This window comes from Mycobacterium canetti CIPT 140010059, assembly GCF_000253375.1.
GTDB classification, from domain to species: Bacteria; Actinomycetota; Actinomycetes; order Mycobacteriales; family Mycobacteriaceae; genus Mycobacterium; species Mycobacterium tuberculosis.
The window spans coordinates 3,401,761-3,426,298 of the sequence record NC_015848.1 but is presented as its reverse complement, the minus strand read 5'-3'; the positions used below and the strand labels follow the sequence as shown (position 1 = coordinate 3,426,298).

Here is a 24,538-nt window from a genome sequence, read left to right as displayed (position 1 = left end):
GAACGCTCGGAAAGAGTGTCAGAAGACGTTGCGCGGATTCATGATGGTGATGTGATCGATGAGTCGTTCGACGAGTTGATGGGGATGCTGGACCACCCGGTGTTTGTGGTGACAACCCAGGCCGATGGTCACCCCGCGGGTTGTCTGGTCAGCTTCGCTACCCAAACGAGCATGCAGCCCCCGAGTTTTATGGTCGGCCTGCCGAGGAGCACCGGCACCTCCGAGGTGGCGAGCCGATCCGAGCACCTCGCCGTGCACGTGCTTTCGCGGCGGCAGCATGTGCTCGCCGAACTGTTCGGCAGCCAAACGGAGGAGGAGGTCAACAAGTTCGCCCGTTGCTCGTGGCGCGCTGGCCCCTGTGGAATGCCGATTCTCGACGACGCGGCCGCCTGGTTCATCGGTAGGACGGCCAGTCGCAGCGATGTCGGGGATTATGTGGCTTACCTGTTGGAGCCCGTGAGCGTGTGGGCTCCGGAGTGCTCGGAAGATCTGCTCTACCTCTCCGACCTCGACTTTGATGTCGACGACATCGACCCTGGCAAGGAAGCCTCACCCCGGTTCTACGAGCGTGAACGGGGCGACGAGACACGCCGATACGGCGTCGTAAGGTTCACGCTCGACGTGCCCTAACCGGGTCAGGTCTTGTCGTCGTTGTTGCGCGGGAAGCCGCCACCCTGCGGGAACAGCGGGAACACCACATCGTCGAGCTTCTCGGCGTCGCCGGCGGTCTTGTTGACGGTGGCTCCCCAGACGTTGCCGTCCGGCGACATCCGTAATGCCCACGCATGCGCATGAGTGTCTTTGCGGACAACGTCGGGTTCTCCGGTGACCGCACCGGTCGACGGCGCGAGCCGGACCGCCACCGTCAGTTTGGTATTAATCAGGTTGACCAGCACGGTGCCGTCCATCGCGGCACACCCGGCCACGCCGGGCTTGTCCGGCCAGGTCCATACCGTAGAGACCTCCGAGTTCTTGGTGATGCGCTGCAATCGGTCCGCCGTTGGCGTGCGGTCGGCGACATATAGCGAGCCGTCGACCGGATCGATGCACAAGCCGCCGCCGGAGCCGATGCCAGACAGCGCCGTCGTCGGCGGCGTCTGGCCGATGGTGGTGGGCTGTTCGATACGCAGGACCTTACCGGCCAACGATTGGGGATCGGCGGCCAACGCCGGGTCGCCAGCATCCCCGGTCATCACGACCAGCGTTGTGGGACTGGTGAAGATCAGCGCCCCGGTGTTACCGGCAGCACCTTTGGGGATGCCGGTCAGGATGTCCTTGGGGATGTCGCCGTCGGCCACTCGCACCACCCGGTTGTCGGTGGGCGTGCTGATGTAGGCGTACATCAGCCGGTCTTGCGAGTAGGTGGGCGACAGCACAATGTCCATCAAGCCACCGTCACCGGCAGGATCCACGGGGATGACCGTCTTTACCTTCGGCTCGGCGCTGATAGAGATCTCCTCGACGGCACCGGTGATGCGCTCGGCGACCAGTGCGGTCTTGCTGTCGATGCCCATGATCAAGCCGCTGGTGCTCTCAAGGCAGCCTTGCATCACGCCCGGCGCCGGACATTCCTTGGGAAAGGGAACCGGCGGCAGCGGCGGCGGGGGGGGAGGTGTCGAGCTGGGTTGGGGCCGCAGCTCCGGTTCGGTGGTGAACGGCTGAGATTGAGCGTCGTTGAACCGTGCGCAGCCGCTCGATACCAGCACTGCCGCGCACAGCGCGGCGAGTCCGGATCGAACCAACCGCATTGTCCACATGACCGACAGGCTACGGACATTGTGGGCATCGCCGCCACCTGCCGGGGTGCGCACTGTCGGCATGGCGGCCCAATTGGGGCCTTTTGGTGGGCTGGTCAGGGTCAATGTGCGGATTGTCTGGCGAAAGCGCCGCTCAAATCCCCAATTCGGCACTAAATGGCCTTACCCTGACACGAGTGACCAGTTCGAATGACTCACATTGGCAGCGGCCGGATGATTCGCCTGGGCCAATGCCTGGACGGCCTGTCTCGGCAAGCCTGGTCGACCCCGAGGATGACCTGACGCCGGCCAGATATGCCGGGGACTTTGGCAGTGGAACCACCACCGTTATCCCGCCCTATGATGCCGCTAGCTCTGGTGTCGGCAACTCCGGGTACAGCCTGATCGAAGCTGCGGAGCCGTTGCCCTACGTCCAGCCGCAGCCGGGCCGGCAGGTACCGGCGGGATCTGCCGGAATCGACATGGACGACGACGAGCGGGTACGCGCCGCAGGTCGGCGCGGCACCCAGAATCTCGGGCTGCTGATATTGCGGGTCGGTCTGGGCGCGGTCCTTATCGCCCATGGGCTGCAGAAATTGTTCGGCTGGTGGGACGGCCAGGGTCTGGCCGGATTCCAGAACTCGCTGTCCGACATTGGTTACCAGCACGCCGAGATCCTCGCTTATGTGAGCGCTGGCGGCGAGATCGTCGCCGGAGTGCTGCTGGTGTTGGGTTTGTTTACTCCGCTGGCGGCCGCGGGCGCGCTGGCCTTCTTGATCAACGGCCTGCTCGCCGGCATCTCGGCACAGCATTCGCGGCCCGTCGCGTACTTCCTGCAGGACGGGCATGAATACCAGATCACCCTGGTCGTGATGGCGGTCGCCGTTATCTTGAGTGGTCCCGGCCGCTACGGTCTGGACGCGGCCCGCGGCTGGGCTCATCGGCCATTTATCGGATCGTTTGTAGCGCTGTTGGGTGGCATCGCGGCGGGTATTGCCGTATGGGTGCTGCTCAACGGGGTAAATCCGCTGGCCTGAACGCTGTCATCGGTACGGGTTGGGGACCCGTCCTGAGCTGGCTTCGGTCAGTTGCGGCAGCGTCGCAAAGGTCACCGCGGGCAATCGCAGCTCGGTACCGTCCTTGAGCGTTGCGCGCGCCCAGGACCCGCGGTGGAACCGCAGCCCGTCGATGTCGTCCCAGCGCACCGCGCGGCTGCCGACCAGCGTCCGCACGGTCACGCCCCGCTCGTCGGCGAGCGTGCGGAGCCGACTGATCGATGCCGACAACGCCACCGGAATGACTAACAGCGGGGCGCTCACCGGCCAGATCAGTACCGGCACCAGCAGACCCAGGGTCAGGAATCCCACGGCGAAGTGCGCCATCGGCGACACCTTGATCACGACCGGCGATGTGGTGGCCACCCCAGCATCATCTCACCGCTTGGTGGGCGTCGAGTTCGCGAGCGTAACGCCACCGCGAAAATTCGCATGGGATTTCGCAGTGCCGTCACGCTCGCGGATCAAGACTGACACCGCGGATTTGACTGCTGAGCTGTGTGAAGGCTACCGTCGGACACTATGGACAAGGCCGGAAAGCCCGGGATGCTCGTAGTAATTGGTCGGCGCGTTGGTGCCTGACTAGCCCAAGCGAGCACCAACGCGACCCTCGTGCAGCAGCTGAGCTGGCGAGGGTTTTTTCTTGTCCACCAACGAGACTTCCAGAGCAATAGAGGATCACACAACAGTGAGCGCACCAACCAAGCCACACTCACCGACATTCAAGCCAGAGCCACACAGCGCGGCGAATGAGCCAAAGCACCCGGCGGCTCGTCCGAAACATGTTGCACCGCAGCAGCTTACCGGTGCACAGGCGGTCATCTGGTCCCTGGAGGAACTCGGCGTCGACGTCATTTTCGGGATTCCGGGCGGTGCGGTGCTGCCGGTGTATGACCCGCTGTTCGACTCGAAAAAGCTGCGCCACGTGCTGGTCCGCCACGAACAGGGCGCCGGGCATGCCGCCAGCGGCTACGCGCACGTCACCGGCCGGGTGGGCGTGTGCATGGCAACGTCGGGTCCCGGAGCGACCAACCTGGTGACCCCGCTGGCCGACGCGCAGATGGACTCGATCCCGGTGGTCGCTATCACCGGTCAGGTCGGGCGGGGGCTGATCGGCACCGACGCCTTCCAGGAGGCCGACATCTCGGGCATCACGATGCCGATCACCAAGCACAACTTTCTGGTCCGCTCCGGTGACGACATTCCGCGGGTGCTGGCCGAGGCCTTCCACATCGCGGCCTCCGGCCGTCCGGGCGCGGTGCTGGTCGACATCCCCAAGGACGTGCTGCAGGGCCAGTGCACGTTCAGCTGGCCGCCGCGGATGGAGCTGCCCGGCTACAAGCCCAACACCAAACCGCACAGCCGGCAGGTCCGCGAGGCCGCCAAGCTGATCGCGGCCGCGCGCAAGCCGGTGCTGTATGTCGGCGGCGGCGTCATCCGCGGTGAGGCCACCGAGCAGCTCCGGGAGCTGGCCGAGCTGACCGGCATCCCGGTGGTCACCACGCTGATGGCCCGCGGCGCGTTTCCCGACAGCCACCGGCAAAACCTCGGCATGCCCGGCATGCACGGCACGGTGGCCGCCGTGGCGGCGCTGCAGCGCAGCGACCTGCTGATCGCGCTGGGTACCCGCTTCGACGACCGGGTGACCGGCAAGCTCGACTCGTTCGCGCCGGAAGCCAAGGTCATCCACGCCGACATCGACCCGGCCGAGATCGGCAAGAACCGCCACGCCGACGTGCCCATCGTCGGTGACGTCAAGGCCGTCATCACCGAACTGATCGCGATGCTGCGCCACCACCACATTCCCGGCACCATCGAGATGGCCGACTGGTGGGCATACCTGAACGGCGTGCGCAAGACCTATCCGCTGAGCTATGGGCCGCAGAGCGACGGCAGCCTGAGCCCGGAATACGTGATCGAAAAGCTCGGCGAGATCGCCGGGCCGGACGCCGTCTACGTCGCCGGCGTCGGCCAGCACCAGATGTGGGCCGCGCAGTTCATCAGATACGAAAAGCCGCGCAGCTGGCTGAACTCCGGCGGTCTGGGCACCATGGGGTTTGCCATCCCGGCGGCCATGGGCGCCAAGATCGCCCTCCCCGGCACCGAGGTCTGGGCGATCGACGGCGACGGTTGCTTCCAGATGACCAACCAGGAGCTGGCCACCTGCGCGGTCGAGGGCATACCGGTCAAGGTGGCGCTGATCAACAACGGCAACCTGGGCATGGTGCGGCAGTGGCAGAGCCTGTTCTATGCCGAGCGGTACTCGCAGACCGACCTGGCCACTCATTCGCACCGCATCCCCGACTTCGTGAAACTGGCCGAGGCCTTGGGGTGTGTGGGGTTGCGGTGCGAGCGGGAAGAGGACGTCGTCGACGTCATCAACCAGGCGCGGGCGATCAACGACTGCCCGGTGGTGATCGACTTCATCGTCGGTGCCGACGCGCAAGTGTGGCCGATGGTGGCCGCGGGCACCAGCAATGACGAGATCCAGGCCGCCCGCGGCATTCGCCCCCTGTTCGACGACATCACCGAAGGCCACGCCTGATGAGCCCGAAGACGCACACGTTGTCGGTGTTGGTCGAAGACAAGCCCGGCGTGCTGGCGCGGGTGGCGGCGCTGTTCTCCCGGCGCGGTTTCAACATCGAGTCGTTGGCGGTGGGTGCCACCGAGTGCAAGGACAGGTCACGGATGACCATCGTGGTCTCCGCCGAGGACACTCCGCTCGAGCAGATCACCAAGCAGCTCAACAAGCTGATCAACGTCATCAAGATTGTCGAGCAGGACGACGAGCACTCGGTGTCACGGGAATTGGCGCTCATCAAGGTCCAAGCCGACGCCGGCAGCCGCAGCCAAGTGATCGAAGCGGTGAATCTGTTTCGCGCCAACGTGATTGACGTATCCCCGGAGTCATTGACCGTCGAGGCCACCGGTAACCGCGGCAAGTTAGAGGCCCTGCTGCGGGTGTTGGAGCCGTTCGGTATTCGCGAAATCGCCCAATCCGGAATGGTGTCGCTGTCCCGCGGTCCGCGCGGCATCGGCACCGCCAAGTAGCTAGCAGGTAAGGAGAGATTCAGCGGTGGCACTAGAGATGTTCTACGACGACGACGCAGACCTGTCGATCATTCAGGGCCGCAAGGTTGGTGTGATCGGCTACGGCAGCCAGGGGCACGCGCACTCGCTAAGCCTGCGCGACTCGGGTGTGCAGGTGCGCGTCGGGCTGAAGCAGGGTTCGCGGTCGCGGCCCAAGGTAGAAGAGCAGGGCCTGGACGTCGACACTCCCGCCGAGGTCGCCAAATGGGCCGATGTGGTCATGGTGTTGGCCCCCGACACCGCCCAGGCCGAGATCTTCGCAGGAGACATCGAACCCAACCTCAAGCCCGGTGACGCGCTGTTCTTCGGTCACGGACTCAACGTTCACTTCGGCTTGATCAAGCCGCCCGCCGACGTCGCCGTCGCGATGGTCGCCCCGAAGGGACCGGGTCATTTGGTGCGCCGCCAGTTCGTCGACGGCAAGGGTGTGCCGTGTTTGGTTGCGGTAGAGCAGGATCCGCGAGGCGACGGCTTGGCGCTGGCGCTGTCGTATGCCAAAGCGATCGGCGGCACCCGGGCCGGCGTCATCAAGACGACGTTCAAAGACGAGACCGAAACCGACCTGTTCGGTGAGCAAACGGTGTTGTGCGGCGGCACCGAGGAATTGGTCAAGGCCGGGTTCGAGGTCATGGTCGAAGCCGGCTACCCCGCGGAATTGGCCTACTTCGAGGTGCTGCACGAGCTGAAGCTGATCGTCGACTTGATGTACGAGGGTGGCCTGGCGCGGATGTACTACTCGGTGTCGGACACCGCGGAATTCGGCGGCTACCTCTCAGGCCCGCGCGTCATCGATGCCGGCACCAAGGAGCGGATGCGCGACATCCTGCGGGAGATCCAGGACGGTAGCTTTGTCCACAAGCTGGTCGCCGACGTCGAGGGCGGCAACAAACAGCTCGAAGAGTTGCGCCGGCAAAACGCCGAGCACCCCATCGAGGTCGTCGGCAAGAAACTCCGCGACCTGATGAGCTGGGTGGACCGCCCGATCACCGAGACGGCCTAGCTCCTAGGCCGTCTCGACACTGCAGTGATCGTGACCGGCAACCGCCGTGTGCCACGGGGCAGGTCCGCCCCGTTGTGTCACCGGCGTCGCTGCCTTCATCGGGGCTTCATCTGGCGCCGTTAGCGTCGCCTTCGTAACCACGACGACGACAAGAAGGGATGAAGCGATGAGGGTGCTCGTCACCAAACCCGATGGTACTCAGGTGGAAGTGCACCTGGATCAGGGCTTTCGCTTCCTGGGCACGGAGACCGTGGATAACGACTGACAACGGCCACATGCCACAGCGGCGATTGGCTGTGATCGAGTCGCGAACTCATGCCCGACGAGTCGCCGCGGGCAGCGAAACGAGCCGGTGCGCGCGGTCGAATAAGGCACGTTCAGCCAGGCGTGCACAGGTCAGCGCTGCCACCGCGGTGGCGGCGAGCAGCAGGTACATCACCACGATTTGGTAGCGGATCGCGGTCAGCGGGTCGACCCCGGCCAGGATAAGTCCGGACATCGCACCCGGAAGGCTAATCAGCCCAACGACTTTCGTGGAGTCGATCGCGGGTATCAGCGCAGTGCGCAAGGCGGATCGTTGGTGCGGCAAGAACGCTTCGCGTGCGGACTGGCCGAGACACAGCCGCGCCAGCAGCTCGGTCACTCGACCTTCTGGCAGGTCCGGGCGTCCGACGCGAACCTCATTGAGCACCGCATCGGTAAGCACCACGGGAGCCTGCGCAACCAGGCCGACCCGCCGACGTAACACGAGCACATCCAGATCGGTGAGCGGCACACCGTCAAGCCAGACTTTTCCGGACGTCGGATCGATGAGCCGGTTCAGCAACCGCAGCAGCGTGGTCTTTCCCGATCCACTGGCGCCCCGCACCGCACTGCAGCGGCCAGCGGGAAAATGCGCGCTGACCTGCCGCAGCACCGTCGCCTCGTCGCGCACCACGCTGACCCGTTCGAGCAGGAAACCACGCACCGCCATCAGGATGCATCAGCCACACCAGCCCTTATGCGGTTGCATCGGGATTATGACGACTGCAGGTTGGTGGCATCCATCGCCGGGCGCAGCGCCCGCGCCAGGGTGACCGCGTCGTCGACGGCCCAGTAATGCATGTAGAACAGGCGGGGCTCTTCGGTCAGCCCATGGTTGTGCAGTTCCACGATCGTGATGTTGCCGGCACGCATTGCCCGGATGACCTCCTGAACCTCGGGGGCGATCAGGATGAAATCGCCGTTGATCGCTGCGCGACCGCGGCCCACCGGCTGAAAATTGATCACCGTCGTCAGGTTCAGCGACACTGCGGGCAGCACGTGCCCGTCCTCGATGATGGTGTCTTTGCGGGGGATGCTGTACTTCAACAGCCCACCATCTTGGGTTCCCTTGCGGCCCAACGCCTGGTCGACGCCGGCGACGTCGATGTCGACCGGTGGTTGCCGTGCCGGCGGTGGGGTAGGCGGGCCGATCGTTGTGGCATCCAACGCCGCCTTGAGTCCTTGGGCCAGTCGGGCGGCATCACCCATGCCGTGAATGTGGGTCCACCACACCGGCGGGTCTTGCTGCAGCAGATGCTTGTGCAGTGCGGTCTGGGCGATACCATGCGCCTGCAACGCATCGGTGACCTTGGGCAACTCCTCCTCGGTGATCACGAGGTCGCCCATCAGCAGCGTTTCGTTGTTGTCGTATCGGGCGAATGCCGCGTACCCGCCCAACGACAGCCCCGGTTTGATGTCCACACCGTAGGACGTGATGTGAAGGTCATTGCGCGGCAGGTTGATCCGATACGCGGTGTTGTTGTCTCCGAGCTTGCCGCTACGTCCCAGCGCGTCGGCCACCGGCTTCCAGTCGGTATCGGTGGTGGTCACCGCCGAACGAGCTTTGCCGGCGTGGCCGCTGCCCGCTCCACCCTTGGAGCCCGAACTGCACGCCGCCAGTATCACCGCCGCCGCGGTGGTGATCGCGACGATTCTCCCAGCATGTTTGGCGCCCGCCATGCGCGTTCCCTCCATCCGTTGCATCCACGGCGTGGATGGCAGTTCGGTTAGCCATGGTCTATCGGGTGAATATGAAACCACGATGAAGCTCGATCGCACCGATCCGGGCACGGCCAGACGTCCTCATCGCCGCCCTGGGCGCGTATCTGCTGGCCGCCGCGGCTCTTCGACCCGTGGAACGCATGCGCATCCGCGCCGCGGGCATCAGCGCCACCGACCCACATGCCCGTCTGCCATTGCCACTGGCTCGAGACGAAATCCGGTATCTTGGAACAAGATTCAACTACCTTCTGCAGCGGCTGCAAGACGCGCTCGAGCGAGAACGTCAATTCGTCAGCGATGCGGGCCACGAACTTCGCACCCCCCTTAGCCTCCTGACCACCGAACTCGAACTCGCCCTGCGGCGTCCACGAAGCATCCCCGAACTGCTCGCCGCAATCCGCTCGGCTCTCGCGGAAACCACCGACACCGCGCGCACCACCGGCGGCACCGGGCTTGGACTGGCCATCGTCGACACCCTCAGCCAACGCAACCACGCCAGCATCACCGCCCGAAACCGCGCCGCAAGCGGTGCCGAAATCTCCCTCCGGCTTGCTCTTGGCTGAGCTTAAGCCAAGACGGCTGGTGGAGAACCGCCCCAGCGTGCTGTCACCGGCTAGCCTTATAGACATGCGAGTCACCCGCGTCACCATCGACCCCGACGTGATGGGAGGCATGCCATGCATCCGGGGCTTGCGCATCCCAGTGGCGACTGTGGTCGCGATGGTCGCGGACCAAATGACATCCACCGAGATTCTCGCCGAACTTCCTGAGCTTGAGGAAGCAGACGTCACCGAGGCCCTGCGATACGCAGCCGTGGGTTCCCAATGAAATCCCTTCAGTTCGCACGAACCCGCGGGCAAGGGGTAGACACTACCTCCTCGCCGAACGCCTCACCGCGACAACGAACCCCCGCCATTCTGATGCACACCGTGCACCCGTGATTGAGCACCGTGCCGACGTTCCGGTTGTCGCCGCTGCCGCCTGGCGCGCCTCCGAATAGTCGATGATCGCAAGCTTCGTTATGGCCTCAGCTCATGGCCCAAAGGGGGCATGCGGGTGATGCCGAACTCGGTGCGCAACAGCGTTCGAGCGGCATACCAGCCGCACATGCCGTGCACGCCGGCGCCGGGCGGAGTCGCCGCAGAACACAGGTACACCTTGGGAATCGGTGTGCGCCAGGGATTCAACCGCGGGGTGGGGCCGGCGATCGCGCGCCAGGTCGAGTTGGCGCCGACCGTGATGTCACCGCCGACGTAGTTGGCGTTGTGGTCGGCCATCCGCGCGGCGGGCACGGCGCGGGCCGCCACCACGATGTCACGGAAGCCGGGGGCGAACCGCTCGAGGACGCTGGTTACGGTCTCGGTCGCGTCGAGCGTGGACCCCGACGGCACGTGGGCATAGGTCCAGAACGGACGGCGGCCGGTTTCGTCGATGCGGCCGGGGTCGGCGACGTGCGGACACGCGGCCAGCACCATCGGCCAGTCGGCGTGGCGTCCCGCCGCGACGTCTGCCTCGGCGCGCGCCATCTGGTCACGGGTGCCGCCGAGATGCAGGGTCGCAGCCCGCCGCAGCCGCGGATCCGACCACGGGATCTCGTCGCTGAGCACGAAGTCCACCTTGGCGATGCCAGCGCGAAATCGATAGCGGCGCAATGCTTTGGCATACCGATGTGGAAGCTTGTCGCGGTAAACCCGCAGCAGGGCGGTGGGTGCGGTGTCGAAGACGACCACACCGCTTTGCGGTTCGGTGATCTCGACACCGGCCGCGAGCCGACCACCATGCGCGCGTAGATCGGCGATCAGCGCGTCGGCTATCGCCTGGGTGCCGCCCACCGGAATCGGCCAGCCGACCGAATGGGCCAGCGTTGCCAGCATCAGTCCGGCGCCGGCCGACACCAGTGACGGCAACGGTGAAATCGCGTGGGCGGCAACGCCGGTGAACAACGCGCGGGCATCCTCGCCCGCCAGCGACCGCCAGGCAGGGGTGCCCTGGGCCAGCATCCGCAGCCCGAGACGCAGGACCGGGCCCAGTGCAGTAGGCAAAGACCGCTTGTCGGAGAGCATGAACTCCACGACCGTCTCCGAGTGCGCCACCAACGGGCCCAGCAGGCGCCGCCAGGACGCGCCGTCGTCCAGCTTGGCGCAGGTGTGCGCCAGATCGTGATAGGCGATCGCCGCGGGCCGCCCGGGTAGCGGGTTGGCGTAGGCGATGTCGGGCACGGTCAGCGTCACTCCGCGCGCGGGTAGGTCGAATTCGGCGAAAAACGGCGACGCCAAAGCAAGCGGATGCACCGCGGAGCACACGTCGTGTAAAACTTCGGGAAATTCGAAGTCGGCCGCGCTGCGGGCGCCGCCGCCGAAGGTCGCCTGGGCCTCGACGACCTGCACGTTCAGGCCCGCGCGGGCGCAGATGACGGCCGTGGCGAGCCCGTTGGGTCCGCTGCCGACGACGGTGACGTCCACTCGTCAATTACAGCCGATACGCTATCGGCGTGAGCCTGCCTGTTGTGTTGATCGCCGACAAACTTGCCCCATCAACGGTTGCCGCCTTGGGAGATCAGGTCGAGGTGCGCTGGGTTGACGGTCCGGACCGAGACAAGCTGCTGGCCGCGGTGCCCGAAGCGGACGCGCTGCTGGTGCGATCGGCCACCACGGTTGACGCCGAGGTGCTGGCCGCCGCCCCCAAGCTCAAGATCGTCGCGCGCGCCGGCGTCGGGCTGGACAACGTCGACGTGGACGCCGCGACGGCCCGCGGCGTGCTGGTGGTCAACGCCCCGACGTCGAACATCCACAGCGCCGCGGAGCATGCGCTGGCGCTGCTGCTGGCCGCCTCACGCCAGATTCCGGCGGCCGACGCGTCGCTGCGCGAGCACACCTGGAAGCGTTCGTCGTTTTCCGGTACCGAGATCTTCGGCAAAACCGTCGGCGTGGTGGGTCTGGGCCGCATCGGGCAGTTGGTCGCCCAGCGGATCGCTGCGTTCGGCGCTTACGTCGTCGCCTATGACCCGTACGTTTCGCCGGCCCGCGCGGCGCAGCTGGGCATCGAACTGCTGTCCCTGGACGACCTGCTGGCCCGCGCCGATTTCATCTCGGTGCACCTACCGAAAACACCGGAGACGGCGGGACTGATCGACAAGGAGGCGCTGGCGAAGACCAAGCCGGGCGTCATCATCGTCAACGCCGCGCGCGGCGGCCTGGTGGACGAGGCGGCACTGGCCGACGCGATCACCGGCGGCCACGTGCGGGCGGCCGGTCTGGACGTGTTCGCCACCGAACCGTGCACCGACAGCCCGCTGTTCGAGCTGGCACAGGTGGTGGTCACACCGCATCTGGGTGCGTCCACCGCGGAGGCGCAGGACCGGGCGGGCACCGACGTCGCCGAGAGCGTGCGGCTGGCCCTGGCAGGGGAATTCGTGCCCGACGCGGTCAACGTCGGCGGCGGAGTGGTCAACGAGGAGGTGGCGCCCTGGCTGGATCTGGTGCGTAAGCTCGGCGTGCTGGCGGGTGTGTTGTCCGACGAACTGCCGGTGTCGTTGTCGGTGCAGGTGCGCGGTGAGCTGGCCGCCGAAGAGGTTGAGGTGCTGCGCCTTTCGGCGCTGCGCGGCCTGTTCTCGGCGGTGATCGAGGATGCGGTGACATTTGTCAACGCACCGGCATTGGCCGCCGAACGTGGCGTCACCGCCGAGATCTGTAAGGCCTCGGAAAGCCCCAACCACCGCAGCGTCGTCGACGTTCGCGCGGTCGGCGCGGACGGTTCGGTGGTGACCGTCTCGGGCACGCTGTATGGCCCACAGCTGTCGCAGAAGATCGTGCAGATCAACGGCCGCCACTTTGATCTGCGCGCCCAGGGGATCAACCTGATCATCCACTACGTCGACCGGCCGGGAGCGCTGGGCAAGATCGGCACGTTGCTGGGGACGGCCGGGGTGAATATCCAGGCCGCGCAGCTCTCCGAAGACGCCGAAGGCCCGGGCGCGACGATTCTGCTGCGGCTGGACCAAGACGTGCCCGACGACGTGCGGACGGCGATCGCGGCGGCGGTGGACGCCTACAAGCTCGAGGTTGTCGATCTGTCGTGAGCCCTTCCACGCCGATGAAACTCGCGATCATCGCCGGTGACGGGATCGGGCCCGAGGTAACCGCCGAGGCGGTCAAAGTGCTCGACGCGGTTGTGCCGGGCGTCCAGAAAACCAGCTATGACCTGGGTGCGCGGCGCTTTCATGCCACCGGCGAGGTGCTGCCGGACTCGGTGGTGGCCGAGCTGCGCAACCACGACGCGATCCTGCTCGGGGCGATCGGTGACCCGTCGGTGCCAAGCGGCGTCTTGGAGCGCGGTCTGTTGCTGCGACTGCGCTTCGAGCTGGATCACCACATCAACCTGCGTCCGGCCCGGCTGTATCCGGGGGTGGCCAGCCCGCTGTCCGGCAATCCCGGCATCGACTTCGTGGTGGTGCGCGAGGGCACCGAGGGACCCTACGCCGGCAACGGCGGGGCGATTCGCGTCGGCACGCCCAACGAGGTGGCCACCGAAGTCAGCGTGAACACCGCGTTCGGTGTGCGGCGTGTGGTTGCCGACGCGTTCGAGCGGGCTCGACGGCGTCGCAAGCATCTGACATTGGTGCACAAAACCAACGTGTTGACCTTCGCCGGGGGATTGTGGTTGCGGACCGTCGACGAGGTCGGCGAATGCTACCCGGACGTCGAGGTGGCCTACCAGCACGTCGACGCCGCCACCATCCACATGATCACCGACCCGGGTCGCTTCGACGTGATCGTCACCGACAACCTGTTCGGCGACATCATCACCGATCTGGCCGCGGCGGTATGTGGCGGTATCGGCTTGGCGGCCAGTGGGAATATCGACGCGACCCGGGCCAACCCGTCGATGTTCGAGCCGGTGCATGGCAGCGCGCCGGACATCGCCGGTCAGGGCATCGCCGACCCGACGGCGGCGATCATGTCGGTGGCGTTATTGCTGTCCCACCTTGGCGAACACGACGCGGCTGCCCGGGTGGACCGGGCCGTCGAGGCCCATTTGGCCACGCGTGGCAGCGAACGGCTTGCCACCAGCGATGTCGGCGAACGGATTGCCGCCGCGCTCTAGTCTCCAAGCCGGGTGGGAGCAGCCGAACCGGCACCAGCGGCACCGCGGCCAGCGGGAACACACCGCATAAGGCCCATGCCGTCGGGTAGGCCGCCGTGGTGATCAAACTACCGAACAGTGGGGGTCCGGCGGCCGCCATCAGCCGCTGCGTAGTGTTCTGGATGCCCAGCGCCCGGCCACTCCAGTACGGTCCGGCGTACTCGGTGATCGCGGTGGCTTCTAGCCCGTTGTCCAGAACGGCGATCACCGAGATGGCGATCATGAGCAGCACGTCATATCTCGAGCCCTCGTTATCGACCGCCGCGAGCAGAAACAACGTCGCCGCGGCGGCAGCGGCGATCAGGCGGACGGGACGCATGCGTGACCCGACATGGTCCGACCAGCGGCCGACCGCGACCCGGCCCAGCGCCCCCAGCAGCTGCGATATGGTCACCAAGACACCGGCCTGCGCGACCGACCAGCCGTGGTGGTTGATCAGCCAGACCAACATGAACGTCACGGTCACCGTCTGCGGCATCATCAGCAACGCCGACGCCGCGTGTATCCGCCACAGGATCGACGATCCCCGATAAGGGCTGGCCAGCTCCTGTTCGGAGGCTTTCGTGCGGGATTTTCGCGGTGGGTCGACGATACCGAGCACGCTGGCCACCGCGGCCAACGTGCACACGACGGCGGGAAACATCAGCCCTGCGTGCACCCCGCGTTCGGCCAGTTCGGGTATCACCAACGCGCCGGAGGCGATGCCCAAAGGTTGTGCGGTCTGGCGGATTCCCATGGCCAGACCGCGTTGCTGGGGCGGGAACCAACCCGAGACCAGCCGCCCGCCGGCGCTGTTGCAACCACCGGCGGCCATGCCGCCGAGAAACAGGAAGACACCGATCCACAGCAGCGAATGAACCGATGCCGCGGCGTAGGCGGCCGCGGCGGTCAGCGCCGAGCCCACGGCCATCACCATCCGTTCGCCGACGTGATCGAGCAGATAGCCCCAGGCGAACATCGTGACCACCAGGCCCCAGCTGGGCATCGACGCCAACAGACCCGCGTGAGATAGCGGGGTTCCGCGCGCATTTTCCAGCCGGGGGATCAAGAACGCGACACCGTTGATGAAGAGAAACGAGCTTGCGGTCACCCCCAGCGAGACGATCATGATCGCCCAGCGCGCACCCACCCCAGTCGGATCTCGCGACATCCACCCATGCTGGCACAGTCACCCGGCACGGGGCCCGATGGTGAGGGCCCGCAGCGCCCGGCAGGGTCTGATTGCCGGGCTCCTCATCGGGCCGTGCCGGCCCGAATCGTCGCCCGGCAGGGTCTGATTGCCGGGCTCCTCATCGGGCCGTGCCGGCCCGAATCGTCGCCCGGCAGGGTCTGATTGCCGGGCTCCTCATCGGGCCGTGCCGGCCCGAATCGTCGCCCGGCAGGGTCTGATTGCCGGGCTCCTCATCGGGCCGTGCCGGCCCGAATCGTCGCCCGGCAGGGTCTGATTGCCGGGCTCCTCATCGGGCCGTGCCGGCCCGAATCGTCGCCCGGCAGGGTCTGATTGCCGGGCTCCTCATCGGGCCGTGCCGGCCCGAATCGTCGCCCGGCAGGGCCCGGCTAAGCTCATCCAAATGCGTATCGGTCGAATCGCCAGCCCGGACGGTGTCGCTTTTGCCAGCATCGACGGCGAGCTGGGCGAGCCGAGTGAGATGACGGCCCGCGAGATCGCCGAGCACCCGTTCGGTACGCCGACCTTCACCGGACGCTCCTGGCCGCTGGCCGACGTTCGCCTGCTGGCTCCGATACTGGCGAGCAAGGTGGTCTGTGTCGGGAAGAACTATGCCGATCACATCGCCGAAATGGGTGGCCGGCCGCCGGCAGACCCGGTGATATTCCTCAAGCCCAACACCGCGATCATCGGTCCGAATACGCCAATTCGATTGCCCGCCAACGCATCACCGGTGCACTTCGAGGGTGAGCTGGCGATCGTGATCGGCCGGGCGTGCAAGGATGTCCCGGCCGCCCAGGCCGTCGACAATATCCTCGGCTACACCATCGGCAATGACGTGTCGGCCCGCGATCAGCAGCAATCCGACGGCCAGTGGACGCGAGCCAAGGGGCACGACACCTTCTGCCCGGTCGGGCCGTGGATCGTCACCGACCTCGCTCCCTTTGACCCGGCCGATCTCGAGCTGCGCACCGTCGTCAACGGCGACGTCAAACAGCACGCCCGCACCTCGCTGATGATCCATGACATCGGCGCCATCGTGGAATGGATCTCGGCGATAATGACCTTGCTGCCAGGTGATCTCATCCTCACCGGCACACCCGCGGGAGTCGGTCCCATCGAGGACGGCGACACCGTCTCGATCACCATCGAGGGAATCGGCACCCTCACCAATCCCGTAGTCCGCAAAGGAAAGCCGTGACCGCCACGGAAACAGTCCGGGTCCGATTCTGCCCTTCACCCACCGGAACTCCGCACGTCGGTCTGGTCCGCACCGCGCTGTTCAACTGGGCCTACGCCCGGCACACCGGTGGCACCTTCGTGTTCCGCATCGAGGACACCGACGCCCAACGCGACAGCGAGGAAAGCTATCTGGCGCTGCTGGACGCGCTGCGCTGGCTTGGCCTGGATTGGGATGAGGGGCCCGAGGTGGGTGGGCCGTACGGGCCGTACCGGCAGTCGCAGCGCGCCGAAATCTACCGTGACGTGCTCGCCCGACTGCTCGCCGCGGGCGAGGCCTACCACGCTTTCTCCACACCCGAGGAAGTGGAGGCCCGTCATGTCGCGGCCGGGCGCAATCCCAAGCTGGGTTACGACAATTTCGATCGTCACTTGACCGACGCGCAGCGTGCGGCGTACCTGGCGGAGGGCCGCCAGCCGGTGGTGCGGCTGCGGATGCCCGATGACGACCTCGCTTGGAATGACCTGGTGCGCGGGCCCGTGACGTTCGCGGCTGGCTCCGTACCCGACTTCGCGTTGACCCGAGCCAGCGGTGATCCGTTATACACCTTGGTCAACCCGTGCGACGACGCGCTGATGAAGATCACCCATGTGTTGCGTGGCGAGGACCTGCTGCCGTCGACGCCGCGCCAGCTGGCGCTGCATCAGGCGTTGATCCGGATCGGGGTAGCTGAGCGGATTCCAAAATTCGCGCACCTCCCAACGGTCTTGGGGGAGGGCACCAAGAAGCTCTCGAAGCGCGACCCGCAGTCGAACCTGTTTGCCCACCGCGACCGCGGGTTCATCCCCGAAGGCCTGCTGAACTACCTCGCGTTGCTCGGCTGGTCCATCGCCGACGACCACGACCTGTTCGGTCTCGACGAGATGGTGGCCGCGTTCGACGTTGCCGACGTCAACTCCAGCCCGGCCCGGTTCGACCAGAAGAAGGCCGACGCGCTGAACGCCGAGCACATCCGGATGCTCGACGTGGGCGACTTCACGGTCAGGCTGCGCGACCATCTGGATACCCACGGCCATCACATCGCGTTGGATGAGGCGGCATTCGCCGCCGCCGCCGAGTTGGTGCAGACCCGCATCGTGGTGCTCGGTGACGCGTGGGAGCTGTTGAAGTTCTTCAACGACGATCAGTATGTGATCGATCCCAAGGCCGCGGCCAAGGAGCTAGGCCCAGACGGGGCCGCGGTGCTCGACGCGGCCCTGGCCGCGCTGACAGGTGTGACGGACTGGACGGCACCCCTGATCGAGGCGGCCCTTAAGGACGCCTTGATCGAAGGTTTGGCGCTCAAACCCCGCAAGGCGTTCAGCCCCATCCGGGTGGCCGCCACCGGCACGACCGTCAGCCCGCCGTTGTTTGAATCGCTGGAGCTGCTCGGTCGTGACCGCAGCATGCAGCGGCTGCGCGCGGCGCGCCAGCTGGTCGGGCACGCGTGAGCCTTGTGTGGCGAATCTTTGGTAGTCTGCACGTCGGCCCATAACAGCTGGCGGCAGCAGTTTTAGGCAGCCCATGGGGTATGGTGTAATTGGCAACACAGCTGATTCTGGTTCAGCCATTCTAGGTTCGAGTCCTGGTACCCCAGCACAAGGCGTGAGCTATGCTGGCAGCTCGGATCGGTTCCGGCCCCGTCGTCTAGCGGCCTAGGACGCCGCCCTCTCACGGCGGTAGCGTGGGTTCGAATCCCATCGGGGCTACAACTGCCGAGCAGACGCAAAATCGCCCAATTTCGTCTCGAAATGGGCGATTTTGCGTCTGCTCGCCGGGCAGCTACGGGGCGGTCGAGCCACCCACCGACATGTGTGGCAGCCCCAGCTTGCGGTGATCCCACGAGCGGGTCCGACGGGCCACGATGCGCACACCGACCCGCTTGTTCATCATCTGGTCGACCATGGGTTTGCACTCGTCGGTGTAGGGGCCGGTGTAGCGTTCCCACACGCTGACCCCGACGCGGTGCAGCGCCTCGGGCTCCTCGACGATCTCGGCAACGCCCTCGAACGACACGCCGCGCAGCGTGTCGTAGGTGTCGCCGTCTTCAAGCAGGAAGCTCACCCGCGGATCCCGTCGGAGGTTGACGGCCTTCTGCGACTTGGCCTTGGTCTCCAGCCAGATTTCGCCGTCGATCACGGCATACCACATCGCCGTCAAGTGCGGCTGGCCGTCGGGTCCGATGGTGGCCAGCGTTCCGGTGCGGCTCGAGTTGACGAAGTCGGCGATTTCAGCCTCGGACATGACGATGTCGGCGCGCTGTTTGGTTCCCATGGCGTCAGTGTGTCAGCAAGGCTCCGCCGGTAGCGCGTCGTCGCCACCCCAGTGACGCTCGCGGTATCTAGTTTGAAAATGAATATCGTTTGCTATAGAGTTTCGGTGGGTCGGTTCATCGGTAGTCCGCCAGCTTCAGCCGTGAGGAAGACATCACAGTGGTTACTCCGAGGAAGCACCCACGACGATCGCTCGGTTGGCAGGGTCTGAAGCCGGCGCCGCGATACCGCGCTCGGCCGAACCGGCCGCATGGACGTCTGCGATGTGTGTGACCTGGGCCGAAATGCCCGAGATCGCAGCCCTGATCCGCCACATCGAAGACCTACACGCCCGCCACGGTCGCTCGTACTTACTGAGGGCCGGGATCTCATCCTTGTTCCGCTACATCGAAGGCGTGCACGGCGAAAGACCCTGGGGCACTGTCTTGGATGCCGGTACCGGTGTGAAATCGCTTCAGTGGATACAGACTTTGCCGACCGAGCGCTGGACGGCGGTCACGGCCGCCCGCAGCCTGGCGGACAAGACCCGCGCCGCGTTGGGTAGCGCCATGCGCCCGCAGGACCGCCTGCTCGTCGGCAACTGGGTAGACGACAGCCTTCTTGCCGGCGAGACGTTCGACACCATCTTGGTCGACTACCTGGTCGGGGCCATCGAAGGCTTCGCCCCGTACTGGCAGGACCGCGTGTTCGAGCGGTTGCGCCCGCATCTCGCCGATCATGGTCGTCTTTACCTAGTCGGCTTGGAGCCCTACGTGCAATTCGAGCCGGAAACCGAAAGTGGCAAAATCATCTGGGAAATCGGTCGCGTGCGCGACGCCTGCCTGTTGCTTGCCGGCGAACGACCGTACCGAGAGTTCCCGCTGGACTGGATGCTGGGGCGACTGGGCCTTGCGGGCTTTCGCATTCTTGAAGCGCGCCGCTTCCCCATCCGCTACCGAGCTCGCTACGTGAACGGCCAACTCAACATGTGCTTGGCCCGAATCGAGCGTTTCTCCTCCAACGGGCTTGGCATGGCAATGCGTGCCTATGTGGAAGAACTGCGCGCTCGGGCATTGCAGCTCAACGAGCGGCAAGACGGTCTGTGGCACGGCAATGACTATGTGATCGCGGTCGAACCGATGTAGCACAACGCGGCTAGAGCCGTCGGGTGAGCGCGTCCGCCGCGGACAGCAGGTCGGCGGCCCATCGGACCCCCGGGCGGCGGCCCATCCGGTCGATCGGGCCGGACACCGAGATGGCAGCGATCACGACGCCCCGGCCGTCGCGCACCGGCGCCGACACGCTCGCCACGCCAGGCTCGCGTTCGGCCACGCTTTGCGCCCAGCCGCGCCGGCACACCTCGGCCAGCGCTCGGGCGCTGAACACCGCCTTTGGCAATACGGCCGCTTGGGTGGCGGCGTCGGTGTGGGCCAGCAACACTTTGGCGCCCGAGCCCGCGGTCATCGGCAACCGTGCCCCGACCGGGACCGTATCGCGAAGGCCCGCAGCTGGTTCCAATGCGGCCACGCAGACCCGCGACGTTCCCTCGCGGCGATATACCTGCACGCTTTCGCCGGTGGCGTCGCGCAGCTGAGGCAGTACCGCCGCGCACGCCACCAGCAGTGGATCGTCGACATGGGTCGCGAGTTCGGTGATGGCCGGACCGAGCCGCCAGTGGCCATCCTGGCCGCGCCCCAGCAGGCGATGCACCTCCAGCGCGGCCGCCAGCCGGTATGCGGTGGCCCTGGGCAGGTCGGTTCGATCGCAGAGTTCGGCCAGTCCGCAGGGAGATTCCGCGACCGCGTGCAGCACACCAACGGCTTTGTCGAGGACACCGATACCGCTATGCTGTCTCACAAAGAGATCATAGCGTCTCGTATTTTGAGATGACCAGCGAGTCGCGAACGAATGAATAGAGGCACTTCGAGATGGCCTTGCAGACCGGCGAGCCACGCACACTGGCCGAGAAGATTTGGGACGACCACATTGTGGTATCAGGCGGGGGCTGTGCGCCCGACTTGATCTACATCGATCTGCATCTGGTGCATGAGGTCACCAGCCCGCAGGCGTTCGACGGCCTGCGCCTGGCCGGGCGCCGGGTGCGGCGGCCCGAGCTCACCCTCGCCACCGAGGATCACAACGTGCCCACCGTCGACATCGACCAGCCGATCGCCGACCCGGTGTCACGCACCCAGGTGGAGACGTTGCGCCGAAACTGCGCCGAATTCGGAATCCGGCTGCATTCAATGGGCGATATCGAGCAGGGCATCGTGCACGTCGTCGGACCGCAATTGGGTCTCACCCAGCCGGGAATGACGATCGTCTGTGGCGATAGCCACACCTCAACCCACGGCGCATTCGGCGCGTTGGCGATGGGCATCGGTACGTCGGAGGTCGAGCACGTGCTGGCCACCCAGACGCTGCCGCTGCGGCCGTTCAAGACCATGGCGGTCAACGTCGATGGGCGGCTGCCCGACGGTGTGTCGGCCAAGGACATCATCCTGGCGTTGATCGCCAAGATCGGCACCGGCGGCGGCCAGGGGCATGTCATCGAATACCGGGGCAGCGCGATCGAATCGCTGTCCATGGAAGGCCGGATGACGATCTGCAACATGAGCATCGAAGCCGGCGCTCGTGCGGGCATGGTGGCTCCGGACGAAACCACCTACGCGTTCTTGCGTGGTCGTCCGCACGCACCCACCGGTGCCCAGTGGGACACCGCACTCGTCTACTGGCAACGGCTTCGCACCGACGTCGGCGCCGTTTTCGACACCGAGGTGTATCTCGACGCCGCGTCGTTGAGCCCGTTTGTCACCTGGGGCACCAACCCAGGCCAAGGGGTACCGCTGGCGGCCGCGGTGCCAGATCCGCAACTGATGACCGACGACGCCGAGCGGCAGGCCGCCGAGAAAGCGTTGGCGTACATGGACCTTCGACCCGGAACCGCGATGCGCGACATCGCGGTCGACGCCGTGTTCGTCGGGTCGTGCACCAACGGTCGCATTGAAGATCTGCGGGTGGTCGCCGAAGTGCTGCGTGGCCGCAAGGTGGCCGACGGCGTGCGGATGCTGATCGTTCCGGGCTCAATGCGGGTACGCGCGCAGGCCGAGGCCGAAGGGCTCGGTGAGATCTTCACCGACGCGGGCGCGCAATGGCGGCAGGCGGGATGCTCGATGTGTCTGGGCATGAATCCCGATCAGCTGGCGTCCGGGGAGCGCTGCGCCGCGACGTCCAACCGCAACTTCGAAGGGCGGCAGGGCGCGGGCGGCCGCACACATTTGGTGTCCCCAGCAGTGGCGGCCGCCACCGCGGTTCGCGGCACACTGTCCAGCCCGGCCGATTTGAATTGAACTGAGAACAGCTAGGGGATCAGCATGGAAGCCTTTCACACCCACTCTGGTATTGGCGTGCCGTTGCGGCGGTCCAATGTCGACACCGATCAGATCATTCCCGCGGTCTTTCTGAAGCGGGTCACCCGAACCGGTTTCGAGGACGGCTTGTTCGCGGGTTGGCGGTCGGATCCTGCATTCGTGCTAAACCTCAGTCCCTTTGACCGGGGTTCGGTCCTGGTTGCCGGGCCCGATTTCGGCACCGGATCCTCGCGAGAGCATGCGGTCTGGGCGCTCATGGACTACGGATTCCGGGTGGTTATCTCATCCCGATTTGGCGACATTTTCCGCGGCAACGCGGGCAAGGCCGGGCTGCTGGCGGCCGAGGTTGCCCAAGACGATGTGGAACTCCTGTGGAAGCTCATTGAGCAGAGTCCGGGCCTGGAAATCACTGCCAATCTTCAAGATCGAATTATCACCGCAGCAACAGTGGTGCTGCCGTTCAAGATTGACGACCACTCGGCGTGGCGGCTGCTTGAAGGTCTCGACGATATAGCCCTTACGCTGCGGAAACTCGACGAGATCGAGGCCTTTGAGGGGGCGTGCGCGTACTGGAAACCGCGCACTCTACCCGCCCCCTGAGGCGTAGAACCGGACGAAATTTCAGCGTGACCCGCCGGCAGAACCTGAGCCATTTTGGGGCCGCGCCACCGGTCAAGGGCGGCAACCGGATTGCGAAAAACCGGTCGTTGGCTCAGTGAAATTGCGCGTGGCTCTTGGAAATCAGCCGGGTAAGGGTTTACCGTGTCCACTAGTCGGTTCCAAACGAGGACCACTGGTTTCGGAGGGTTGGGATGAACAAAGCAGAGCTCATTGACGTGCTCACACAGAAATTGGGCTCGGACCGTCGGCAGGCGACCGCCGCCGTCGAGAATGTCGTTGACACGATTGTGCGTGCGGTACACAAAGGCGACAGCGTCACCATTACCGGGTTCGGTGTGTTCGAACAGCGTCGCCGCGCGGCTCGAGTGGCCCGCAATCCGCGTACCGGCGAGACAGTAAAGGTGAAGCCGACGTCGGTGCCGGCGTTCCGCCCGGGCGCGCAATTCAAAGCGGTTGTGTCTGGCGCGCAGCGTCTCCCGGCAGAAGGACCCGCTGTTAAGCGTGGTGTGGGGGCCAGTGCAGCCAAGAAGGTAGCGAAGAAGGCACCTGCCAAGAAGGCGACAAAGGCCGCCAAGAAGGCGGCGACCAAGGCGCCCGCCAGGAAGGCGGCGACCAAGGCGCCCGCCAAGAAAGCGGCGACCAAGGCGCCCGCCAAGAAAGCTGTCAAGGCCACGAAGTCACCCGCCAAGAAGGTGACCAAGGCGGTGAAGAAGACCGCGGTCAAGGCATCGGTGCGTAAGGCGGCGACCAAGGCGCCGGCAAAGAAGGCAGCGGCCAAGCGGCCGGCTACCAAGGCTCCCGCCAAGAAGGCAACCGCTCGGCGGGGTCGCAAATAGGTCAAGACACACGGATACCCTTTGCACGGTGGCAATGTGACGAAGGGTATCCGTGTGTTAGGCCCGCACGTTGGCGGCCAGCGCACCGCCGATGTGGTCGGCTGTCACAAGCCTGCCGGCTGACAACGACAACACCCACGTGCTGCCTTTGCGATTGCGGGACTTGTCGGGGTGCACACCGTCGCGCTCGCACCACCACGTGATCAGATCGGGAATGACCTTGCCCTGCGTGCAGATCACGGGTGTGCCTACTTGCTCGACGATCTGCAGCACTCGGTGTCGGCCGCGTTTGGGGTTGTTGGCGTAGGACTCTTCGGTCAGGGTGGGCTCGTTGTGTATGGTCACGTTCAGTTCCGCGGCGAGTGGCTCCATCGTCTGGTGGCAGCGCACCCGGTCGGCGGCATAAACATCGGTGGCGCCGAACGCCAGCAGCTGTGGTACCAACGCTTCTGCCTGCGCACGACCCCTCTTGTCTAGCGGTCGCTTGCTGTCGTCCCCGGAGAAGTGCGCTTTGCTGCCCGCGGTGCCATGCCGCACCACCAGCACCGTCTGAGTGTCCGCCGGGTGTTTAGCGAACCGGCACAGGACTTTTCGATCCTGGGCGTAGTCAAGCTTGTTCATCGCGTCGGGAACCGGTAACCAGATCAGCTCGTCGACCTCACTGCCGGGGGTGAATTCCCCACCGGTGCTGCGCGCTGCCCAGTAGTGCACCTTCTTGACGCCTCGAAAAGGGGAGTCGGTCGGGTAGGTCACCGTCAGGAGCCGCCTACCCAGGTTGGCGCGGTGACCGGTCTCCTCGAGTATCTCCCGCACCGCCCCCACCGGTGCGGTCTCGCCCGGATCCACTTTGCCCTTGGGCAGCGACCAGTCGTCGTAACGGGGGCGGTGAATGACAGCGATCTCGACCGGCCCTTCCGAATCGGCACTGCCGGGTCGCCAGAGCACCGCACCGGCGGCGTACACAATCCGGCCCGCCGAGCGCCGGCGGGCGGACGAGTTCTGGATCGACACCTCAACTCCTGC

Annotated in this window: 23 protein-coding genes, 2 tRNA genes and 1 pseudogene; 17 read left to right on the top strand and 9 right to left on the bottom strand. The window is 65.8% G+C overall.

The features are described 5' to 3' along the window. Nucleotides 1-15: 15 nt before the first annotated feature. A complete protein-coding gene (locus tag MCAN_RS15940; protein ID WP_014001527.1) occupies nt 16-630 on the top strand; it encodes a flavin reductase family protein in 615 nt (204 codons plus the stop codon). A 5-nt stretch (nt 631-635) separates the two neighbouring features. On the opposite strand, the gene MCAN_RS15935 is transcribed toward MCAN_RS15940, so the two are convergent. Beyond that, the gene (locus MCAN_RS15935) at nt 636-1,757 is read right to left on the bottom strand and encodes a PQQ-dependent sugar dehydrogenase (protein ID WP_014001526.1); all 1,122 of its coding nucleotides are present in this window, start codon (nt 1,755-1,757) and stop codon (nt 636-638) included. Nucleotides 1,758-1,933: 176 nt separating this feature from the next. Here MCAN_RS15935 and MCAN_RS15930 point away from each other — a divergent pair, with 176 nt between their 5' ends. Further along, complete coding sequence (locus MCAN_RS15930; RefSeq protein ID WP_014001525.1) at nt 1,934-2,773, top strand: DoxX family protein; 840 nt, start codon at nt 1,934-1,936, stop codon at nt 2,771-2,773. A gap of 6 nt (nt 2,774-2,779) precedes the next feature. Here the strand turns inward: MCAN_RS15930 and MCAN_RS15925 are convergent, their stop codons facing one another. Next, nucleotides 2,780-3,157, bottom strand: coding sequence for a PH domain-containing protein (locus MCAN_RS15925; RefSeq protein ID WP_178125314.1), 378 nt, complete (start codon nt 3,155-3,157; stop codon nt 2,780-2,782). A gap of 322 nt (nt 3,158-3,479) precedes the next feature. Between MCAN_RS15925 and MCAN_RS15920 the strand changes: the two genes are divergently transcribed. Genes MCAN_RS15920 through ilvC form a run of 3 tightly spaced genes read left to right on the top strand, consistent with a single transcriptional unit; the run spans nt 3,480 to nt 6,881 of the window. Further along, a complete protein-coding gene (locus MCAN_RS15920; RefSeq protein ID WP_014001523.1) occupies nt 3,480-5,336 on the top strand; it encodes an acetolactate synthase large subunit in 1,857 nt (618 codons plus the stop codon). Continuing rightward, nucleotides 5,336-5,842 (top strand): acetolactate synthase small subunit, encoded by a 507-nt coding sequence (ilvN, locus tag MCAN_RS15915; RefSeq protein WP_003415167.1) that lies wholly within the window; start codon nt 5,336-5,338, stop codon nt 5,840-5,842. The genes MCAN_RS15920 and ilvN overlap by 1 nt, the downstream gene beginning before the upstream one ends. 37 nt (nt 5,843-5,879) lie before the next feature. After that, entirely contained in the window at nt 5,880-6,881 is a 1,002-nt protein-coding gene (ilvC, locus tag MCAN_RS15910; protein WP_003899581.1) for a ketol-acid reductoisomerase, read from the top strand. Nucleotides 6,882-7,194: 313 nt separating this feature from the next. Here ilvC and MCAN_RS15905 read toward each other — a convergent pair whose 3' ends face one another. Both MCAN_RS15905 and MCAN_RS15900 read right to left on the bottom strand, forming a co-directional pair. Next, a complete protein-coding gene (locus MCAN_RS15905) occupies nt 7,195-7,854 on the bottom strand; it encodes an ABC transporter permease (protein ID WP_014001522.1) in 660 nt (219 codons plus the stop codon). A 44-nt stretch (nt 7,855-7,898) separates the two neighbouring features. Further along, nucleotides 7,899-8,864, bottom strand: a complete 966-nt coding sequence (locus tag MCAN_RS15900; protein WP_014001521.1) for a DUF1259 domain-containing protein — start codon at nt 8,862-8,864, stop codon at nt 7,899-7,901. Nucleotides 8,865-9,046: 182 nt separating this feature from the next. Between MCAN_RS15900 and MCAN_RS23990 the strand changes: the two genes are divergently transcribed. Both MCAN_RS23990 and MCAN_RS15890 read left to right on the top strand, forming a co-directional pair. Then, nucleotides 9,047-9,469 (top strand): histidine kinase dimerization/phospho-acceptor domain-containing protein, encoded by a 423-nt coding sequence (locus MCAN_RS23990; RefSeq protein WP_158520117.1) that lies wholly within the window; start codon nt 9,047-9,049, stop codon nt 9,467-9,469. Nucleotides 9,470-9,533: 64 nt separating this feature from the next. Continuing rightward, the gene (locus tag MCAN_RS15890; protein WP_003900610.1) at nt 9,534-9,734 is read left to right on the top strand and encodes a DUF433 domain-containing protein; all 201 of its coding nucleotides are present in this window, start codon (nt 9,534-9,536) and stop codon (nt 9,732-9,734) included. Between the two features lie 191 nt (nt 9,735-9,925). Here MCAN_RS15890 and MCAN_RS15885 read toward each other — a convergent pair whose 3' ends face one another. Beyond that, complete coding sequence (locus tag MCAN_RS15885; RefSeq protein ID WP_014001518.1) at nt 9,926-11,368, bottom strand: phytoene desaturase family protein; 1,443 nt, start codon at nt 11,366-11,368, stop codon at nt 9,926-9,928. Between the two features lie 29 nt (nt 11,369-11,397). Between MCAN_RS15885 and serA the strand changes: the two genes are divergently transcribed. Then, on the top strand, nt 11,398-12,984 hold the full coding sequence (gene serA / locus MCAN_RS15880; protein ID WP_003899578.1) for a phosphoglycerate dehydrogenase: 1,587 nt from the start codon (nt 11,398-11,400) through the stop codon (nt 12,982-12,984). A 14-nt stretch (nt 12,985-12,998) separates the two neighbouring features. Continuing rightward, a complete protein-coding gene (locus MCAN_RS21815; protein WP_014001517.1) occupies nt 12,999-14,009 on the top strand; it encodes a 3-isopropylmalate dehydrogenase in 1,011 nt (336 codons plus the stop codon). A 133-nt stretch (nt 14,010-14,142) separates the two neighbouring features. Here the strand turns inward: MCAN_RS21815 and MCAN_RS15870 are convergent. Then, a pseudogene (locus tag MCAN_RS15870) lies at nt 14,143-15,156 on the bottom strand (MFS transporter); the annotation flags it as partial. Between the two features lie 463 nt (nt 15,157-15,619). On the opposite strand from MCAN_RS15870, the gene MCAN_RS15865 reads away from it, so the two are divergent. The 4 genes from MCAN_RS15865 (at nt 15,620) to MCAN_RS15850 (ending at nt 18,144) form a co-directional block, all read left to right on the top strand. Beyond that, entirely contained in the window at nt 15,620-16,417 is a 798-nt protein-coding gene (locus MCAN_RS15865) for a fumarylacetoacetate hydrolase family protein (RefSeq protein ID WP_003415138.1), read from the top strand. Next, nucleotides 16,414-17,886, top strand: coding sequence for a glutamate--tRNA ligase (gene gltX, locus MCAN_RS15860; protein ID WP_014001516.1), 1,473 nt, complete (start codon nt 16,414-16,416; stop codon nt 17,884-17,886). Before MCAN_RS15865 ends, gltX begins: the two co-directional genes overlap by 4 nt. A gap of 74 nt (nt 17,887-17,960) precedes the next feature. Beyond that, nucleotides 17,961-18,032 (top strand) — tRNA-Gln (locus tag MCAN_RS15855). A 39-nt stretch (nt 18,033-18,071) separates the two neighbouring features. Beyond that, nucleotides 18,072-18,144: transfer RNA gene (locus tag MCAN_RS15850), tRNA-Glu, on the top strand. A gap of 73 nt (nt 18,145-18,217) precedes the next feature. Here the strand turns inward: MCAN_RS15850 and MCAN_RS15845 are convergent. Next, a complete protein-coding gene (locus MCAN_RS15845; RefSeq protein ID WP_003899572.1) occupies nt 18,218-18,709 on the bottom strand; it encodes a PPOX class F420-dependent oxidoreductase in 492 nt (163 codons plus the stop codon). Nucleotides 18,710-18,971: 262 nt separating this feature from the next. Between MCAN_RS15845 and MCAN_RS15840 the strand changes: the two genes are divergently transcribed. Continuing rightward, a complete protein-coding gene (locus MCAN_RS15840; RefSeq protein WP_014001515.1) occupies nt 18,972-19,832 on the top strand; it encodes a class I SAM-dependent methyltransferase in 861 nt (286 codons plus the stop codon). A gap of 10 nt (nt 19,833-19,842) precedes the next feature. Here MCAN_RS15840 and MCAN_RS15835 read toward each other — a convergent pair whose 3' ends face one another. Then, the gene (locus MCAN_RS15835; protein WP_003415115.1) at nt 19,843-20,544 is read right to left on the bottom strand and encodes an IclR family transcriptional regulator; all 702 of its coding nucleotides are present in this window, start codon (nt 20,542-20,544) and stop codon (nt 19,843-19,845) included. A 71-nt stretch (nt 20,545-20,615) separates the two neighbouring features. Between MCAN_RS15835 and leuC the strand changes: the two genes are divergently transcribed. The 3 genes from leuC to hupB all read left to right on the top strand — a co-directional run bounded on the left by leuC (nt 20,616) and on the right by hupB (nt 23,515). Then, nucleotides 20,616-22,037, top strand: coding sequence for a 3-isopropylmalate dehydratase large subunit (leuC, locus tag MCAN_RS15830; RefSeq protein ID WP_003899570.1), 1,422 nt, complete (start codon nt 20,616-20,618; stop codon nt 22,035-22,037). Nucleotides 22,038-22,061: 24 nt separating this feature from the next. Then, nucleotides 22,062-22,658 (top strand): 3-isopropylmalate dehydratase small subunit, encoded by a 597-nt coding sequence (leuD, locus tag MCAN_RS15825; protein WP_003415110.1) that lies wholly within the window; start codon nt 22,062-22,064, stop codon nt 22,656-22,658. 212 nt (nt 22,659-22,870) lie between these two features. Then, nucleotides 22,871-23,515, top strand: a complete 645-nt coding sequence (hupB, locus tag MCAN_RS15820) for a DNA-binding protein HupB (RefSeq protein WP_003415107.1) — start codon at nt 22,871-22,873, stop codon at nt 23,513-23,515. A 57-nt stretch (nt 23,516-23,572) separates the two neighbouring features. Here the strand turns inward: hupB and mutT1 are convergent, their stop codons facing one another. Continuing rightward, on the bottom strand, nt 23,573-24,526 hold the full coding sequence (gene mutT1, locus MCAN_RS15815; protein ID WP_003899569.1) for an 8-oxo-(d)GTP phosphatase MutT1: 954 nt from the start codon (nt 24,524-24,526) through the stop codon (nt 23,573-23,575). Nucleotides 24,527-24,538: the final 12 nt, after the last annotated feature.

Bases quoted from the DNA above. Each gene is read 5' to 3' on its own strand.
- MCAN_RS15935 (WP_014001526.1), bottom strand. From the start codon at position 1,757: ATGTGGACAATGCGGTTGGTTCGATCCGGACTCGCCGCGCTGTGCGCG.
- ilvN (WP_003415167.1), top strand. From the start codon at position 5,336: ATGAGCCCGAAGACGCACACGTTGTCGGTGTTGGTCGAAGACAAGCCC.
- ilvC (WP_003899581.1), top strand. From the start codon at position 5,880: ATGTTCTACGACGACGACGCAGACCTGTCGATCATTCAGGGCCGCAAG.
- MCAN_RS15905 (WP_014001522.1), bottom strand. From the start codon at position 7,854: ATGGCGGTGCGTGGTTTCCTGCTCGAACGGGTCAGCGTGGTGCGCGAC.
- MCAN_RS15900 (WP_014001521.1), bottom strand. From the start codon at position 8,864: ATGGCGGGCGCCAAACATGCTGGGAGAATCGTCGCGATCACCACCGCG.
- MCAN_RS23990 (WP_158520117.1), top strand. From the start codon at position 9,047: ATGCGCATCCGCGCCGCGGGCATCAGCGCCACCGACCCACATGCCCGT.
- MCAN_RS15890 (WP_003900610.1), top strand. From the start codon at position 9,534: ATGCGAGTCACCCGCGTCACCATCGACCCCGACGTGATGGGAGGCATG.
- MCAN_RS21815 (WP_014001517.1), top strand. From the start codon at position 12,999: ATGAAACTCGCGATCATCGCCGGTGACGGGATCGGGCCCGAGGTAACC.
- MCAN_RS15865 (WP_003415138.1), top strand. From the start codon at position 15,620: ATGCGTATCGGTCGAATCGCCAGCCCGGACGGTGTCGCTTTTGCCAGC.
- MCAN_RS15845 (WP_003899572.1), bottom strand. From the start codon at position 18,709: ATGGGAACCAAACAGCGCGCCGACATCGTCATGTCCGAGGCTGAAATC.
- MCAN_RS15840 (WP_014001515.1), top strand. From the start codon at position 18,972: ATGTGTGTGACCTGGGCCGAAATGCCCGAGATCGCAGCCCTGATCCGC.
- leuC (WP_003899570.1), top strand. From the start codon at position 20,616: ATGGCCTTGCAGACCGGCGAGCCACGCACACTGGCCGAGAAGATTTGG.
- leuD (WP_003415110.1), top strand. From the start codon at position 22,062: ATGGAAGCCTTTCACACCCACTCTGGTATTGGCGTGCCGTTGCGGCGG.
- hupB (WP_003415107.1), top strand. From the start codon at position 22,871: ATGAACAAAGCAGAGCTCATTGACGTGCTCACACAGAAATTGGGCTCG.